This window comes from Sanguibacter keddieii DSM 10542, from assembly GCF_000024925.1.
GTDB classification, from domain to species: domain Bacteria; phylum Actinomycetota; class Actinomycetes; order Actinomycetales; family Cellulomonadaceae; genus Sanguibacter; species Sanguibacter keddieii.
Map to the genome: position 1 here is coordinate 1,464,343 of NC_013521.1, position 16,110 is coordinate 1,480,452.

Below are 16,110 nucleotides of genomic sequence, written 5' to 3' on the forward strand. Positions count from 1 at the left end.
CTGCCTAGACATGTCCCATCACCTCAGCACCACCGTCTGCACGCACCTGGAGCCCTCATGCCGAACCTGTGGATCGTCGCCGTCGACCTCGTCGCCATCCTCGTCCTCACCTATGCCGTCTACTTCCGCCGTCACCGTCGCAGCGAGATGCTCCTCGCGTACATCGGTCTCAACGTCGGGGTGCTGGCCGTGACGAGCGTGCTCGCGACGTCGACGGTCGGCGCGGGCCTCGGCCTCGGGCTGTTCGGGGTGCTGTCGATCATCCGGCTGCGCTCCTCCGAGCTCGCCCAGGAGGAGGTCGCGTACTTCTTCGCCTCGCTGGCCCTCGGACTCATCGCCGGTCTGCAGCCCGACCCGTGGTGGATCGCACCGCTGTTCAGCGCGGCGCTCATCCTCGTGATGCTGCTCGTCGACTCGAACCCCAAGACCGCGGGATACCGCCGCCAGGTGGTCACCCTCGACACCGTCTACCCCGACGAGGTCCAGCTCACCGCCCGTCTCGAGCAGCTGCTCGGCGGCACGGTCCGCCGCGTGATCGTCCAGGAGACCGACCTGGTGCGCGACATGCAGCGCGTCGACGTGCGGTACGTCGTCCGGTCGGGCGGGTCCCCGCGGTCTGCCCTGCTCGCTGCCACCACCACCCGCACGACGACGACCACTCCCGCAGGCCTCGTGCACCGTCCCGGAGACGACGCCGTGCCGCTCGGCGCAGGGACCGGTGCCGGTGCCTACGCGTCGGACGTCCCCGAGTCCTTGCGCCCCGCGCTGCGGCGCGCCGGTCACGCGGCGCAGGTTCCCCAGGTCGACGTGCAGGCCCGCTCGTGAGCGCCGTCGTCGACGCGCAGGTCGATCCGTTGCTCGCCGGCTTCGCCCCGGTGTCTCTCACCGAGATCCAGGAGCTCGCCGACCTGCAGACCCGCGTCGACCGCAAGTACGTGGTCCCCGTACGGGTCTTCGCGGAGCTGCTCGCCGACCAGGAAGGCCTGCGGGTCCTCGAGATCGACGGTCGCCGCCGCTTCCGGTACGAGTCCGTCTACTTCGACACCCCGTCGCTCGAGGCGTACCGCAGCGCTGCGCACGGCCGACGCCGCCGTTTCAAGGTCCGCACCCGCACCTACGCGGACTCCGGCGAGTGCGTCTTCGAGGTCAAGGTCAAGGGCGGTCGCGGCGAGACGGTCAAGGAGCGCCTCGCCTACGAGCGGTCGTCCGCGGCGGCCCTCGACTCGCAGGCCCGCGCCTTCGCGGAGGCCGTCCTCGTCCAGGCGCGACCTGACGCGCAGAGCGTCGTAGAGGTCCTCGAGCCGACCCTCCTCACCACCTACGACCGCACGACCTTCGTCGACCCCGTCGCCGGGACGCGGCTCACCTGCGACTCGTCGTTGCTGTGCACCCCGGTGGGGACGCAGGGGAGCGCCAGCCTCGGCGACCAGGTGGTCCTCGAGAGCAAGTCGCCCGGTACCGCCACGGCGGTCGACCGGTGGCTGTGGGCCCGCGGCCACCGCCCGGTGAGCCTCAGCAAGTACTGCGTGGGGCTGGCCGCCCTCGACGACGCGCTGCCCTCCAACCGGTGGAGCCGCACGCTGCGACGGCACGTGGTCTGAGCTGAGCACCTCTGAGCCGGGCGCGTCCGAGCGGCCGCGTCAGGCGTCCTCGCGGACCACGTCGCCCGGCGCCTTGTCGCTGCGCCACCCGCGCCACACGGGGTGGCGCAGCCGCCCCTGGTCCGTCCACCCGGCGTGCGCGACCTCGCCCACCCGGTCGGCCCGGACCCAGTGCGCGTCGCCCGCGTCGGCCGCGGGGACGTCGTCGACCGGAGGGGTCTGGCGGGGGTTCCGGGCCAGCTCGGTCGCGAGACGCTCGAGCGTCGCGTCGGTGAACCCGGTGCCGACGCGTCCGGCGTAGCGCAGCGTCCCCGTGGCGTCGGGCACGGCGACCAGCAGGGAGCCGAGGGTCTGGGCCCGCGCCCCATTGCCGGTGCGCCAGCCGACGACCACCACCTCCTGTGTCTGCACGTGCTTGACCTTGACCCAGGTGTGCGCCGGACGGCCCGGGCGGTAGGTGCTCGACCGGCGCTTGGCGACGATGCCCTCGAGCCCGAGCTCCTTGCTGGCCGCGAGGGCCGAGGCCGCGTCGGAGGTGAAGGCCGGTGGTACGTGCACCGGCCCCGACTCCGTCACGAGCTCCTCGAGAGCCGCCCGGCGGCCGTCGTAGCCGACCCGCGTGGTCCGGCGCCCCGACCGCTCGACGAGGTCGAAGGCCATGTACACGACACCCTGAGCCTTCTGCGCGGCGGCGACGTCGCGTCGTGCCGTGAGGTTCATCCGGCTCTGCAGCCGGCCGAAGCTCGGGCGGCCACCCTGGTCGAGCGCGACGATCTCACCGTCGAGCACCACGTCCTCGGCCACGCACCCGGACAGGGCCGCGAGCTCGGGGTAGGACGCCGTGAGGTCGTTGCCGTTGCGGCTGGTCAACCGGACCGACCCGGGGGAGCCGTCACGGTCGGCCACCACGGTGGCGACCGCGCGGATGCCGTCCCACTTCATCTCGAAGGCCCAGTCGTCCTCGTCGAGGTCGTCGACGGTCCCCGGCGTCGCGAGCATCGGGGTGAGCGGGCGGTCGCGCGACCCGGACGACGAGGCGCTGCCCTCCCCGGGCGCAGACCCGGCGACCTCCGCCTTGTCGTCCTCCTCGCCCGACGCGCCTGCAGCCCCGCCGCCTGAGTGCCCGTCGTCCTTCATCCGGTGCACGAGCCACGACGTCCCACCCCCGGTGTGCGCCGTGTGGATGAGTGCGATGCGCCGCGACCCGCGGTCTGTGCCGCCCGAGCCGTCACTGTGCAGCGTGACGATGACCTCTTCGCCCTCGCGCCACTTGTGCAGGTCGTAGGTGCCGCGGTCCCAGATCGACACGGTGCCCGCGCCGTACTCGCCCCTCGGGATCGTCCCCTCGAAGCTCCCGTACTCGAGGGGGTGGTCCTCCGTCTGGACGCCGAGCCGGTTGTGCGTCGTGTCCACCGGCTCGCCCTTGGGCAGAGCCCAGCTGACGAGCACGCCGTCGTGCTCGAGCCGGAAGTCGTAGTGCAGAGCCCGGGCGTGGTGCTCCTGGATGACGAAGGTCGGGGCGGCCGGGTCCGCAGAGCCGGCCGGCCCGTCGCCGGGGGACGCCTCGGTCGGAGAGGCCTCAGGGACCGGCTCGGGGGTCTTCGACGCATCGCGCTTCGACCGGTAGACCTCCAGCCGGTCCGTCCGCTCGAAGCCCGCCATCCGCGCAGTGGTCGGCTCGAGCGCGGCATGACCGCCCGTGAGCAGCGGGGCGAGCAGGTCACCGTCGCGCTCGAGCCGGGCGACCACCTCGTCGGCCTCGAGGTGGGTGAGCCCGCCCGCCTCGAGCTCTGCCCACGAGCGCGGTGCGGCGACGTAGGGGCGGTCCCGGCCGCGCAGCGAGTACGGGCTGATGGTCGTCTTGTTGCGGTTGTTCTGCGACCAGTCGACGAGCACCTTGCCCTCGCGCAGCGACTTCTTCATGTCGGACACCACGAGGTCGGGGTGGTCGGCCTGGAGCGCACGGGCCAGCTCGTGCGCGACGGCGCTCACCGCGTCGGAGTCGTGCGCTCCGTCCAGGGCCGCGTAGAGGTGGATCCCCTTGGACCCGCTCGTCACGGGGAAGGGCTCGAGGTCCATGCCGGTGAGGATCTCCCGTGCCCACAGCGCCACCTGCACGCACTCGTCGAGCCCTGTGCCGGGCCCGGGGTCGAGGTCGAGCACCAGGCGGTCGGGCCGGTGCTCGACCCCGGTCCGGCCGAACCGCCACTGCGGCACGTGGATCTCGAGCGCCGCCACCTGACCGAGCCACGTGAGCGTCGCGAGGTCGTCGACCAGCGGGTACGTGTTGACGTGGTCGGAGTGCTGGATGTCCCGCCGGTGCACCCACGTGGGGGCGGAGTCCTCGAGGTTCTTCTGGAAGAACACCGGCCCGCCGGTGCCGTGCACCCACCGCTTGCGGGTCGCCGGGCGCCCGGTCACGTGCGCCACGAAGGGCTGCGCGACGGCCGCCAGGTAGGCCAGCACGTCGGCCTTGGTGGTCCCGGTCTCCGGGTAGATCACCTTCGACAGGTTCGTCAGCGTCACCCGGTGCCCGTCGACGGTGACTGTCTCGCGCTGAGCGGCGCGACTGGGCGCCCCTGTGTCGTCGTCTGGCACGGTGGGCCTCCCTTGCTGGTGCCGGCCGGTGACGGCCTCGTCCGAGCGCCATCTGGACGCGCGGGCGTCCGCGGACCTACCCCCATCTTGGTGAGGCGCGGGCCGGTCGGCATCTGGAGCTCACCGCGGGTGCTCGCACTCAGCGCGTGGCCTGACGGGCTGAGAGCCCGTAGCGGGTCGCATGCTCTCTGAGGTACTCTCGCAGGTACGGGATCGTGAAGTCGACGTAGCCGTGGCGGACCGCAGCGATCACCCCGGCGGCGATCAGACGTCGCCGGTACGTCGAGGCGTAGAACGGTGTCACCCCGAGCCGTCGGGCGATCTCCCCCGTCGAGGACTCCTCGTCGTCATGAGCCATCGCGACCAGGTAAGTCCGGTCCACGGCAGAGAGGTCCGCGAGCGCGGTGGCGTGCACGAGAGACCCGAGCCTTGTCCGCGCCGCGGCAGTACCGTCCAAGACCGCCTCGAGCGTGATCTGATCCTGGCTGTGGCGCCAGAGGTGGTACCCCACGAGCTGGATCATGAAGGGGTAGCCGCCGGTCGCAGCGGTCGCTTCCTGGAGCGCTTCTTCGTCGATGGTCCGGCCATGGTCTGAGATCGTCGCTCGAAAGGCCTGGGAGACCCGGTCCAGGGGCACGTCGTCGAGCTCGAACCGCGCTGCTCGGCGAAGGAAGGTCAGGACGTGGTCGTTGAGGAGATCAGAGACGGAGGACGGCAGTCCTGCCATGACCAGCGCGACGTCTCGGTCTTCGCGGACGAGGTGCTGCACAGTCGCAGCGAGATCACGGAGCTCGTCTCGTGCGGTGGCGTGTACCTCGTCGACCGTGATCATCAGCCCGGTGCCGCGACGCTCGAGCACGTCGAGCAGACGACCTAGGTCGTGCCGCCACTCCACGACGGACGCCGGCGGAGACGAGACGGTCAGGCCTCCGCCGATCACCGGCAGGGTGATGCCGGTGATCGATGCTCCCGGAGCCGCGGAAGGATCCAGCTCGCGGAGGGTTCTCGATGTCGAGTGTCGGAGGCGCGAGACCATCCCAGGGGTGGCTGTCTCCGCCAGCGTGACCCAGCCACGCTGCAAGGCATGGTCACCTGCCTCGCTGAGCATGACGGTCTTGCCGACGCCCCGCGGGCCTGTGAACAGAGCAAGACGGCCGGGGGCGCCAGGGCCGTCGTCGAGCGACTCGGCGAGCTCTTCCAAGGTGTCGTCACGGCCCACGAGAAGCGGCGGGGATGCGCCGGCTGTCGGCCGGAAGGGGTTGCGTCCCATTCTTTTGCACCCCTTTGCAATCTTTGTAAGCGACCGCCTGCGTCGGGAGACGACGCGGCAAACCTACAGAGATCTCCGCCTGCGCGACGGTTGTCCACAGGGCCGATCACCAGATGTCTGGCGCTCTGAGCTGCTCTGCGGGCCCAGGGGCACCGACGCCAGCCGCGCAAGGCGTGCGTGCTCCGGCATCCGGGGGAATGATGGGGCCATGCGCGCTATCTGGAAAGGTGCCGTGACCTTCGGGCTCGTCAACGTGCCCGTGAAGCTCTACAGCGCCACCGAGGACCACGACGTCGGCCTGCACCAGGTCCACGACACCGACGGCGGACGCATCCGCTACCAGCGGCGCTGCGAGGTGTGCGGCAAGGTCGTCGACTACGGGCACATCGCCAAGGCGTACGACGACGGCGAGCGCACCGTGGTGCTCACCCCCGACGACCTCGACGCGCTGCCCGTCGAGCGCAGCCGCGAGATCGACGTGGTCGAGTTCGTGCCGCGCGACCAGATCGACCCGATCATGTACGAGCACGCGTACTACCTCGAGCCCGACTCCAAGTCCGTGAAGTCCTACCGGCTGCTGGTCCGCGTCCTCGAGGAGAGCGACCGCGTGGCCGTCGTGTCCTTCTCGCTGCGTCAGCGCACCCGCCTCGCGGCACTGCGCGTCCGCGGCGACGTCCTGCTGCTGCAGGTGCTGCGCTGGGACGACGAGGTGCGCGAGCCCGAGTTCCCGTCGCTCGACGAGACCCCGCGGATCACCGCGAAGGAGCTCGAGATGGCCTCCGCGCTCGTCGCGAGCTTCGAGAGCGACTTCGAGCCCGAGAAGTTCACCGACGACTACCAGGTGCAGCTCCGCACCCTCATCGACGCCAAGCTCGAGCACGGCGACGCCGTCGACACCGCCGCGACCTTTGGCGAGGAGCCAGAGGAGGACAGCGGCGGCGACGCCGAGGTCGTCGACCTCATGGAGGTCCTGCGCCGCAGCGTCGAGAGGTCTCGCGGCGGGTCAGAGGAGAAAGACGGCGCGGGTACGAGGTCCGGGGCGGGGGAGAAGGCCACGTCGACGAAGAAGGCCACCGCGCGCAAGCCCCCGGCGAAGAAGACCCCGGCGAGCAAGACCCCGGTCAAGAAGACCTCCGACCGGGCCACCGCGAAGAGGACCACTGCGAAGAAGAGCACGTCGGCGAAGGCCGCCGACAAGGCGAGCTGACCGGAGCGTCGAGCGGCTACTCCTCGGCGTCGGCCGTCCCGCTGTCGTCCAGCTCCGGCGGGATGTTCCGGTTGGGGCCGGCCTCGGCCGGGCGCGGCTGGTCCTGCGGGTAGGCGCGCACCACCACCAGGGCGATGTCGTCCTCGGCCCGTGACGGGACGAGCGTCCGCAGCACGTGCTCGCACAGACCGTCGAGGTCCTCGTCCTGACGGCCCTCGAGCGTGCTCACCAGCGCCTCGACGCTCGCCGTCATCGTCCTGTTGCGACGCTCGATGAGGCCGTCCGTGTAGAACAGCAGCGTGTCGTTGTCGTTGAGCGTGATGGTGAAGTCGTGCCGGTCGTGGTCCGGGATGATCCCCAGGATCAGGTCGTTCTGACGACGCAGCACCTCGACGGAGCCGTCGGCCCGCAGGATCACGGGCGGCGGGTGCCCGGCGTTCGACCACCGGATGGTCCGCGTGCGGTCCTTGAGGTCGCAGTGGTCCTGCTCGATGCGGGCGACGATGGCGCTCGCGGTCGCGTTCTGGCCGAGGTTGAGCCCGTGGATCGCGTTGTCGGCCCGGGTGAGCACCCGGGACGGCACCTCCCCGCGGTCGTAGGCGATCGCGCGGATGATGCCGCGGATCTGCCCCATCGCCGCGGCGGCGTGGTGGTCGTGGCCGGTGACGTCGCCGATGACGATCATCGTCGAGCCGTCCTCGGTCATGAAGGAGTCGTACCAGTCGCCGCCGATCTCGAGGTGGTCGGAGGCCGGGTGGTACCGCACCACGATGTGCAGGTGGTCGGGCTCCGGCGGGGCGGTGAGCAGGGAGTGCTGCAGCGTCACCGAGGACTCGCGGCTGCGCTCGGCGTCCCGGGCGATGAGCTCGGCGTGGGCGTCGAGGAGGTCGATCTCGCGCCGCAGGTCCGTCGCCGCGCCCAGGGCAGCGCTGACGGACGACGCCACGAGCATGAGGAACGACCGCTGGGCGGCGTCGTAGGGCCGTCGGGGGTTTCCCTCGAGCACCAGGACCCCGCGGGCGATCGCGTCCTCGGCCCGTGCGAGCGGCGCGACGAGCGTGGGGCGCGACGACACCGGGGTCCGCGAGGACCATGCCTTGTGCACCACGTGCGGCGCCGCGAGGCTCCCGCGGTCGTGGTGGGTGCGTCCGGCGAGCACGAGGTCGCCGCCCTCGGTGAGGTGGAGCTCCGCCCCGGCGATGTCTGCGCTCTCGCGCAGGACGTGCAGCACGGCGTCGGCGAGCGCGTCGATGTCGGCGCGGTGGTCGGTCATGGCTGCGTGCAGCTGGTCGATGGTCTGCAGGCGGCGGCGGTCGACCACCGACGCCGTGGTCTCCGAGGTGATGTTGAGGATGCCGAGGACGGTGCCGGTCTCGTCGGTGATCGGGCTGTACGAGAAGGTGAAGTTGGTCTCCTCCTCGAACCCGGACCGGTTCATGAGGAGCGGCTGGTCGAGGGCGCCGGTCGACTGCCCGGTCTCCTCGACCTCGGCGAACAGGCCGCCGACGTAGTCCCAGATCTCTGCCCAGACCTCTTTCGACGGCCGCCCCATCGCGTTGAGCCGCTTGTCGGTGCCGAGCATGTCCCGGTAGCCGTCGTTGTAGATCATCGTGTGCTCGGGGCCCCAGGCGATCATCATGGGGAAGGTCGTCGAGAAGCACAGCTGCACGGCCTGCCGCAGCGCAGGGTGCCAGGTCGAGGGTCGCCCCAGCGGCGTCTGGTCCCAGGCGAGCTCTCTGGCCGCCATACCCATCACGCTGTTCTTCGTCGCCTCGGCGAACCACAGGGAATCCACCTCGTCACAGTAGTGGAGCCGGGGGACAGCAGCGACGCGGCAGGTCGTGCCACGCCGTACGCCGTCCACAGGTGCCCGGTCGCGTGGCAGGCGGGCCAGGCCTAGCGTCATGAACAACGTCCGCCCACCTCACCGGAGATCTCAGTGAACCCTGCAGCACCCACCGTCCGCGGCGGGGCGAGCCGCCACCCGCTCCCCGCCCCCCGTGGGCCGGTCAGCGAGGCGCTGCTCGCGCTCCTCGTGCTCGACCCCACTGACGGCGCCGACACCGGGGCCGCGAGCGAGCGGCTGCGGCAGGCCGTGGACGCAGCTCCGTCGCTGTCCGACCCGGAGGTCCACCTGACCGAGGACGACGACGTCCAGATCACCCTGCTCTGCCTCTACGAGCTGCACTACCGCGGGCTGGTGGGTGTCTCCGACACCTGGGAGTGGGAGCCAGGGCTCCTCGCGGTCCGGGCGCGGCTCGAGTCGGTCTTCGAGGCCGAGCTCCGTCGTCGCGTGCCGGTGCCCGGGCTGCCTGCGGCCGACCGTGCTTCCGTCGCCGAGGCGCTGTTCGCGATGACCTCGGAGGACTCGGGCCCGGGGCTGTCGCACTACGTGGCCCGCAAGGCGACGGTCGAGCAGCTCCGTGACCTCCTCGTCCACCGGTCGCTCTACCAGCTCAAGGAGGCCGACCCGCACACCTGGGCGATCCCGCGGCTGGGCGGAGCGCCCAAGGGGGCGCTCGTCGAGATCCAGACCGACGAGTATGGCGGGGGAGACCCGGTCGCCGCGCACGCCGCCCTGTTCGCGCAGACGATGCGCGGCGCGGGTCTCGACGACACCTACGGGGCCTATGTCGATGTCGTCGACGCCTCGACCCTCGCCTCGGTGAACATGATGTCGATGTTCGGGCTGCACCGTCGGCTCCGCGGGGCGATCGTCGGTCACCTCGCGGCCTTCGAGATGACCTCGTCGATCCCCAACCGGCTCTACGGCAACGGCTTCCGGCGGACCGGTCACGACGCCGAGACCACACGGTACTTCGACGAGCACGTCGAGGCCGACGCGGTGCACGAGCAGATCGCCGGCCGTGACCTCGCCGGACGCCTCGCCGAGGACGACCCGGACCTGCTGGCCGACATCATGTTCGGTGCCGCAGCCTGCCTCGCCGTCGACGGGTGGGCCAGCGCCCGGCTCCTCGAGGCCTGGCAGCGAGGCGAGGTCGCGCTCGGGTCCGCCGCGTGAGCGGCGACGCTCAGCCGAGGGCGCTGGGCGACGCTCAGCCGAGGGCGCTGGGCGACGCCCAGCCTGAGGCGCTGAGCGACGCAGCCGGTGCGGAGACGTCCGGTGCGCTCGTCGGGCACGACGTGACGATCACGCTGTGCCCGGACGGCCCGCTGCTGCTGCGTGGCCCCGCGACGCTGCTCGGCGCGGACGGGCGCGAGGTGCCCCGGGGCCGCAACGTCGTCGCGCTCTGCCGGTGCGGAGGCTCGGCCATCAAGCCGCTCTGCGACGGTACCCACAAGGTCAACGGCTTCCGGTCCGAGGACGGCTGAGGCCTCGCCGGGGCGGCACGCGGTGCGGCACGAGGCGGAGGTCAGACAGCAGGCGAGCCCGCCACCCTCGAGGGTGGCGGGCTCGCCTGCTGTGGCGTCGTGGGTTCCTCAGGACTGCTGGAGCGACTCCGGGCTGTCAGGTGCTCCAGCCGCCGGGGTCTCCTCGGCGGAGAACCGCGCCCAGATGTGCTTGGTGGTCTCGTTGACGTACCAGCCGACGTCGAGGGCGAGCTGCTGGGCGAGCAGCAGGCCGAAGCCGCCCTCACCGGGCTCGCGGCCCTCGGCGAGCGCGGGGACGCTCGAGACGTCGTGGTCGGCGACGTCGAGGAGGTGCTCGCCGTCGTGCGCCATGAGCGTGACGATCGTCGGCGGCTTGCCGTGACGCAGGGCGTTGGTGGCGAGCTCGCTCGTGACGAGCACCATCTTCTCGGGGACCTCGTCGAGGGACGAGCTGCCGATGTACGGCGTCCCGGTGAGCTCGTGGAACAGCGAGCCGCGCAGCTTCGCCAGACCGTCGACAGAGTCGAGGACCCAGTGGTTCACCTCGGTGAACTCCGCTGGTGGGCGGGCAGACTTGATCTCGCTCACGTGGATGCCCCTCTTGGTGTGTCGGTCTGTCTGGTGGTCGCGGTGCGCGGTCCGGGCTGTCGGCACCGTGCCTCTGCCTGGCAAGACAGCCATCTTGCCATCGCCACGGCGGGAGTGCGCGCTCAACCCGAGTGAGGTGTGTCGTCGCAGGTCAGCGGGTGATATGAGCTCGTGACGCTCACGGGCTCGTGCCTCGTGTGGTCGGCTCGTCGCAGGTCTGAGATAGTTGTCTGCCGAGCACTCATCGCGACTGGGAGACTTCATATGGACGACCGCAAGGCCACGAGCGGAACCTTCTCGCTCGACGAGGCTCAGCCGCACCAGTGGGCGCTCGCCGGAGAGATCGACGTGGTGGTCAACGCGCGGTTCCGTGAGGAGTGGCCGGCAGACCGCCGGTCGACCGAGCCCGTCGTCGTCGACATGGCAGGTGTGACCTTCATCGACTCGAGCGGTCTGCGCATCCTCTACGAGGCGCTCAAGTCCACGCCGGACGGGGAGCGTCCTGTCCTGGTCGACGTGCCCGAGCGGGCCCAGTGGATCATCGACGTGACGGGTCTGACCTCGCGCTTCGACTTCCGGACGAGCGCGCCCGCAGACCACGAAGCCTGACCACCCGGCTCCCGGTCCGTCAGACCGCACGGTCTCCTGACGCAGACGCCCGGCAGGACGAGCCACGAGGCTCGCCTGGCGGGCGTCCGTGCGTCCGGCACGCACGACGTCGAGCAGCTCAGTCCCGGCAGAGCAGCAGCAGCGTCGCGTCGTCGTTCGAGTCCGTGGCGTGCGACAGCGCCATCGCGCCGTCGACGCCGGCGCCGGAGGCGAGCGCCGACTGCAGCCGCTCGACGCCGGTCAGGATCGACTCTGAGCGGCGTTCGACGAGGCCGTCGCTGAACAGCGCGATGCCCCCGCCCGCAGGCACGGTGACGCGCCGGGTGGCCGGGGTCGAGTCGAGCACCCCGAGCGGGGGAGTCCCGAGCGGGCGGTCCCACGTCGAGCTGTTGTCGGCGGCGAGCAGGAGCGGCGGGAGGTGGCCCGCCGAGGAGTACTCGACCTCCCCGGTGGTCAGGTCGAGCACCGCGACGAGGACCGTCGCGTACTGGTCGGGGAGCGTCCAGCGCGCCACGGTGTCGAGCTCGGCGATCGAGCGCGACGGGGACTCCGAGCCGACGAGGATCGCCCGCAGCGCGTTGCGCAGCTGGCCCATCGAGGCCGCGGCGACGTGCCCGTGCCCCGCCACGTCACCGACGACGGCGGCGAGACGTCCGCTCGGCAGCACGAGGGCGTCGTACCAGTCGCCGCCCACGCGTCCGCCGTCGGCGGGCTCGTACCGCGCGGTCACCGCCCAGCCGGAGGGCTGGGGCAGCGACGCGGGCAGCATGCTGCGCTGCATGGCCTGCGCCGACCGCAGGTCGCGCTGCCCGCGCAGGTAGAGCGCCTCGACGAGGTGCCCGCGGAGGGCCGTCGCGGAGGCGATGACCTCCTCCTGCCACGGGACGCTGTGGTCCTTGACGACCTCGCGCCAGCGCTCGAAGGACTTGCGGGGGCTCAGGCGCACGGACTCGTCCTCGAGCCGCTCGATCGTCTTGTTGTGCGGGTCGCCGCCCCAGTCGACGTCGCGCGTCGCCTCGTGGCGCAGCCACACGACCACCTGACCGTCGGGCAGCGTCACGGCGAGCAGGCCTGCGGCCGGAGAGGGCTCGTCAGGCTCGGTGCCTGCGACCGTGGCACCTGCGGCGCCCGCGACCGAGCGCGGGAGCGTCGCGACGAGGCTGTCCGTCGCGACCACGTCGTCGTCCTGCTCGAGCACCCACTGCACCAGCGCCCGGCAGCCAGGCTCGTCGGGAGTCTCGCCCGAGGTCGCGAGGTCGTCCTCGGCCAGCACGACCACACCGTCCGCCTGGACGAGGTCGAGCAGCGAGCCGCTCGCGGTGAGCGCCTGGGCGAGCGGGAGCTCCTCGTCGCGGCTGCGTGCCACGAGCTCGGCGAGCATGCCGGCGGCACGCTGCGACGCGGCGAGGCGGTCTTCCTCGACCTGGGCGACCAGGCGCAGCGACAGGGTCGAGCCGAGGAACTCGGCCGCGGCGCGCACACCGAACGGCGGCTCGTGCGGTCCGGAGTAGTGGTGGCAGGCGATGAGCCCCCAGAGCTTGCCGTCGCGCAGCAGCGAGATCGACATGGAGGCGCGCACGCCCATGTTGCCGAGGTACTCGAGGTGGATGGGCGAGACGCTGCGCAGCGTCGCGTGCGTGAGGTCGAGGGGCTGACCGGTGAGCGGGTTCGCCGTCGGGACGATCGGCGACGGGACGTAGTCGACGTCCGAGATCAGCCGGATCCAGTTCTTCTCGTACAGGGCGCGGGCCTGCGCGGGGATGTCGGTCGCCGGGTAGTGCAGACCGAGGAAGGAGTTGAGGCCCGTGCGGTGCACCTCGGAGACGACCTCGCCGTTGTAGTCCTCGTCGAAGGCGTAGATCATCACGCGGTCGAACCCGGTGAGGTCGCGCACGTGGCGGGCGGCGGTGTCGAAGACGTCCGTGAGGGACTGGACCCGGTTGAGGTCGGAGACGGCGTCGCGGACGGCCTGGTAGGTGTTGGCGAAGGTGAAGGGGCGCGGGCCGTCGGCGACCTCCAGCTCGACGACCACCAGGGAGTCGCCGGCTGCGGCGGCCTCGCTGCCCTCAGGCAGCGGGATGCGGTGCAGGATCGCGTCCATCTCGAGCGGGGTCCCCTGGACCTCGACGGTCACCAGGAGCGGGTTGCGGTCGTGGAGACGCGGGCCGGCCTGGAGGTGGCGGCGGACGGTGCCCTCGAAGCCGGCGCCGAGCCCGTCGCGCAGCGTCGCGCCGAGCAGGTCGTCGCTCGGACGTCCCAGCAGCTCCGCGACGTTCACCGAGCACTGCACGACGGTGAGGTCGCTCGCACGCACCACGAGCAGACACCCGCGAGGCTGCACGAGCCCAGGGATGTGGATCGGCTCGCGCGCGCAGTTGTCGAGGTCGACCGGGGTGTCGGGGGTGAGGAGCGTCTGCCGTGGCGGGAGGCCCGTCACGACCGTGGCCCGTCGTCGGTGCCGGGGTGCATGCGAGAACGATACCCACCCCGGGTGCGGATCGTCGCAGGGCGAGCCCGGTGCGTCGTCGGGAGACCGACGGCGCACCGGGCACCCCGGGTGCGGCTACTGCTCCTCGTGCCCGAGGTCGAGCCCGTCCACGAAGACCGGCACCTCGTCGAGGCCGTCGAGGGTCAGCACCAGCACGGTGTTGCGTCCGGGCACCAGGAGCGGCCCCGGGACGTAGAGCGTCTGCTGCGGGCCGGCGCTCCAGTAGCGGCCGAGGTTGAAGCCGTTGACCCACACGACACCCTTGCCCAGGCGCGCGGCCGACAGGAAGAGGTCGGCCGGCTCGTCGAGCTCGATGCTGCCGGACACGAAGGCCGGCCCGGCCACGGCGCCGCCCTTGACCACGGGAGCGCCGACCGCCCGGACGGCGTCGACGAGCGGGGTCACGTCGTCGAGGTCCAGCGGCAGGATCTCCCACCCGGTGACCTCGGCGCCCCCGACCGTCACGGGCCCGACGAGCCCCTTGTGCTCGCCCAGGCGCGGACCGTAGTTCACCCGCCCCTGGTCCTCGACGAGGAGGGTGAGCAGGGCCTCCGGGCCGCCGGGGAGCGTCAGCGTCCGCTCGTGCCGGGCCCGGTCGAGGGTGCCCACCGGCGCCCGGTCGAGCAGCGCGAGCGCCCGGTCGCGGACCTCGCCGACCGACAGGACCCGCTCCTGCGCGGCCGCGAGCGTCGTGCGGTACAGCGCGAAGCCCGTGAACGAGTCGACCTCGTCGGTCGTCGGGACGTGCTCGGACGCCGTCCACGACCCGAGCCGCTCGGCGGCGTCGAGCACGGGGAGCGAGAACTCCAGCTCGACCGTCGGGAGGGGCGCCGGCCTGCGCTCGGGCAGCGGCTCGTCGGGCACCGGTGCGTACCGGGCGATCACCTCGCGGAAGGCGAAGAACTTCTCCGTCGGGTAGCCGTCCTCGGCGAGCGGGGCGTCGTAGTCGTACGAGGTGGTCGTCGGCTGGTAGACGCCCTTGTCGTTCGCTCCGCTCGTGAAGCCGAAGTTCGTGCCGCCGTGGAACATGTAGATGTTGACCGACGCCCCGGCGGCGAGCAGCTCGTCGAGCTCGCGGGCCGCGTCCTGCGCCGACGTGGTGTGGTGGTGCGCACCCCAGTGGTCGAACCACCCGTCCCAGAACTCCGCGCACATGAGCGGACCCGTCGGCTGGTGCTCGCGCAGGGTCGCGAGCCGCTCGGCGCTGCGGGACCCGAAGGACCCCGTCCGGTGCAGCCCGTCGATGCTCCCGTCGGCGAGCATGGTGCCGCTCGGCTGGTCGATGCTGGTCAGCGGCACCGTGATGCCGTGCGACCGGGTGAGCGCCATGAGCTTCTCGAGGTACACGTGGTCGGAGCCGTACGCGCCGTACTCGTTCTCGACCTGCACCAGCACCACCGGCCCGCCGCGGTCCACCTGGAACGGCGCCACGAGGTCGAGGACCGTCCCGAGGTACTCCGAGACCGCCTCCATGTAGAGGGGCTCGTCGCGTCGCACGCCGACCGCAGGGTCGCGGAACAGCCAGCCCGGGAGCCCGCCGTTGTCCCACTCCGCGCAGATGTACGGCCCGGGGCGGACGATCGCGAGCATGCCCTCGGCCTCGACCAGCCGCAGGAACCGCTCGAGGTCGAGCGCGCCGTCCGTCCGGAACTCCCCGCGCTGCGGCGCGTGCGCGTTCCACGGCACGTAGGTCTCGATGGTGTTGAGGCCCATGAGGCGGGCCTTGTGGATCCGGTCGGCCCACAGGTCCGGGTGGACCCTGAAGTAGTGCAGCGCCCCCGAGAGGATGCGGAAGGGCTTGCCGTCGAGGAGGAAGTCGGTCTCGCCGATCTCCATGGACCGGGGCGCAGTCGTGCCGGTCATGCGAGCCGCGCCGGGAAGCCGCCCGAGGCGAGCGGGCCCCACGAGGTGATGGTCACCCGGATGAGCGACTTGTCCTGCGCGCGCATCGCGTCGCGGTACTCGTCCCAGTCCGGGTGCTCCCCGGCGATCACCCGGAAGTACTCGACGAGCGGCTCCAGGGCCGCGGGCATGTCGAGCACCTCGGCGGTCCCGTCGACCTGCACGTACGGGCCGTCCCAGTCGTCGGACAGGATGCAGAGGGTGACGCGGGCGTCGCGGCGGGCGTTGGCCGCCTTCGCGCGCTCCGGGTAGGTCGACACCACGACCCGGCCCTCGGCGTCGAGGCCGCAGGCGACCGGCGACGTCTGCAGCGAGCCGTCCTTCTTGTAGGTGGTGAGTATCGCGCGGTGGCGCGGACGGACGAAGTCGAGCAGCTGCTCGCGGGTGGCGCGCTCGGCGCGCGCGACGGTTCTGGCCATGCGACGAGCCTGCCCGGAACGACGCGCCGGGGCAAGCGCTCTCACCAGCGTCTCAGCAGCACAGGCGCCTCTCCGGAACCCCGCGCAGCGCCCCT

13 protein-coding genes are annotated in these 16,110 nt (G+C 71.8%); 6 read left to right on the plus strand and 7 right to left on the minus strand.

From position 1 onward, the window contains the following. Positions 1-57: 57 nt before the first annotated feature. Both SKED_RS06390 and SKED_RS06395 read left to right on the plus strand, forming a co-directional pair. Positions 58-825, plus strand: coding sequence for a DUF4956 domain-containing protein (locus SKED_RS06390; RefSeq protein WP_012866314.1), 768 nt, complete (start codon positions 58-60; stop codon positions 823-825). Continuing rightward, positions 822-1,601 (plus strand): polyphosphate polymerase domain-containing protein, encoded by a 780-nt coding sequence (locus tag SKED_RS06395; protein ID WP_012866315.1) that lies wholly within the window; start codon positions 822-824, stop codon positions 1,599-1,601. Before SKED_RS06390 ends, SKED_RS06395 begins: the two co-directional genes overlap by 4 nt. A gap of 39 nt (positions 1,602-1,640) precedes the next feature. On the opposite strand, the gene SKED_RS06400 is transcribed toward SKED_RS06395, so the two are convergent. Both SKED_RS06400 and SKED_RS06405 read right to left on the minus strand, forming a co-directional pair. Next, entirely contained in the window at positions 1,641-4,199 is a 2,559-nt protein-coding gene (locus tag SKED_RS06400) for an ATP-dependent DNA ligase (protein ID WP_012866316.1), read from the minus strand. A 139-nt stretch (positions 4,200-4,338) separates the two neighbouring features. Further along, complete coding sequence (locus SKED_RS06405) at positions 4,339-5,469, minus strand: ATP-binding protein (protein WP_042437840.1); 1,131 nt, start codon at positions 5,467-5,469, stop codon at positions 4,339-4,341. A gap of 208 nt (positions 5,470-5,677) precedes the next feature. Here SKED_RS06405 and ku point away from each other — a divergent pair, with 208 nt between their 5' ends. Next, positions 5,678-6,676: a non-homologous end joining protein Ku gene (gene ku / locus SKED_RS06410; protein WP_012866318.1), complete on the plus strand. Its 999-nt coding sequence runs from the start codon at positions 5,678-5,680 to the stop codon at positions 6,674-6,676. Between the two features lie 16 nt (positions 6,677-6,692). Here ku and SKED_RS18910 read toward each other — a convergent pair whose 3' ends face one another. Continuing rightward, on the minus strand, positions 6,693-8,471 hold the full coding sequence (locus SKED_RS18910) for a PP2C family protein-serine/threonine phosphatase (protein WP_169310135.1): 1,779 nt from the start codon (positions 8,469-8,471) through the stop codon (positions 6,693-6,695). 144 nt (positions 8,472-8,615) lie between these two features. Here SKED_RS18910 and SKED_RS06420 point away from each other — a divergent pair, with 144 nt between their 5' ends. Together SKED_RS06420 and SKED_RS06425 are read left to right on the plus strand one after the other, a co-directional pair. Next, on the plus strand, positions 8,616-9,698 hold the full coding sequence (locus tag SKED_RS06420; protein ID WP_012866320.1) for an iron-containing redox enzyme family protein: 1,083 nt from the start codon (positions 8,616-8,618) through the stop codon (positions 9,696-9,698). Then, the gene (locus SKED_RS06425; protein WP_012866321.1) at positions 9,695-10,009 is read left to right on the plus strand and encodes a CDGSH iron-sulfur domain-containing protein; all 315 of its coding nucleotides are present in this window, start codon (positions 9,695-9,697) and stop codon (positions 10,007-10,009) included. The genes SKED_RS06420 and SKED_RS06425 overlap by 4 nt, the downstream gene beginning before the upstream one ends. A 108-nt stretch (positions 10,010-10,117) precedes the next feature. Here the strand turns inward: SKED_RS06425 and SKED_RS06430 are convergent, their stop codons facing one another. Next, the gene (locus SKED_RS06430; RefSeq protein ID WP_042437842.1) at positions 10,118-10,597 is read right to left on the minus strand and encodes an ATP-binding protein; all 480 of its coding nucleotides are present in this window, start codon (positions 10,595-10,597) and stop codon (positions 10,118-10,120) included. 264 nt (positions 10,598-10,861) lie between these two features. On the opposite strand from SKED_RS06430, the gene SKED_RS06435 reads away from it, so the two are divergent. Further along, positions 10,862-11,206 (plus strand): STAS domain-containing protein, encoded by a 345-nt coding sequence (locus SKED_RS06435; RefSeq protein WP_012866322.1) that lies wholly within the window; start codon positions 10,862-10,864, stop codon positions 11,204-11,206. Positions 11,207-11,324: 118 nt separating this feature from the next. On the opposite strand, the gene SKED_RS06440 is transcribed toward SKED_RS06435, so the two are convergent. From SKED_RS06440 to SKED_RS06450, 3 genes are all read right to left on the minus strand, one after another. Continuing rightward, the gene (locus SKED_RS06440) at positions 11,325-13,643 is read right to left on the minus strand and encodes a SpoIIE family protein phosphatase (RefSeq protein WP_012866323.1); all 2,319 of its coding nucleotides are present in this window, start codon (positions 13,641-13,643) and stop codon (positions 11,325-11,327) included. A 126-nt stretch (positions 13,644-13,769) separates the two neighbouring features. Beyond that, positions 13,770-15,557, minus strand: a complete 1,788-nt coding sequence (locus tag SKED_RS06445; RefSeq protein ID WP_042438761.1) for a glycoside hydrolase family 35 protein — start codon at positions 15,555-15,557, stop codon at positions 13,770-13,772. After that, a complete protein-coding gene (locus SKED_RS06450) occupies positions 15,554-16,015 on the minus strand; it encodes a PPOX class F420-dependent oxidoreductase (protein ID WP_012866325.1) in 462 nt (153 codons plus the stop codon). Before SKED_RS06450 ends, SKED_RS06445 begins: the two co-directional genes overlap by 4 nt. Positions 16,016-16,110: the final 95 nt, after the last annotated feature.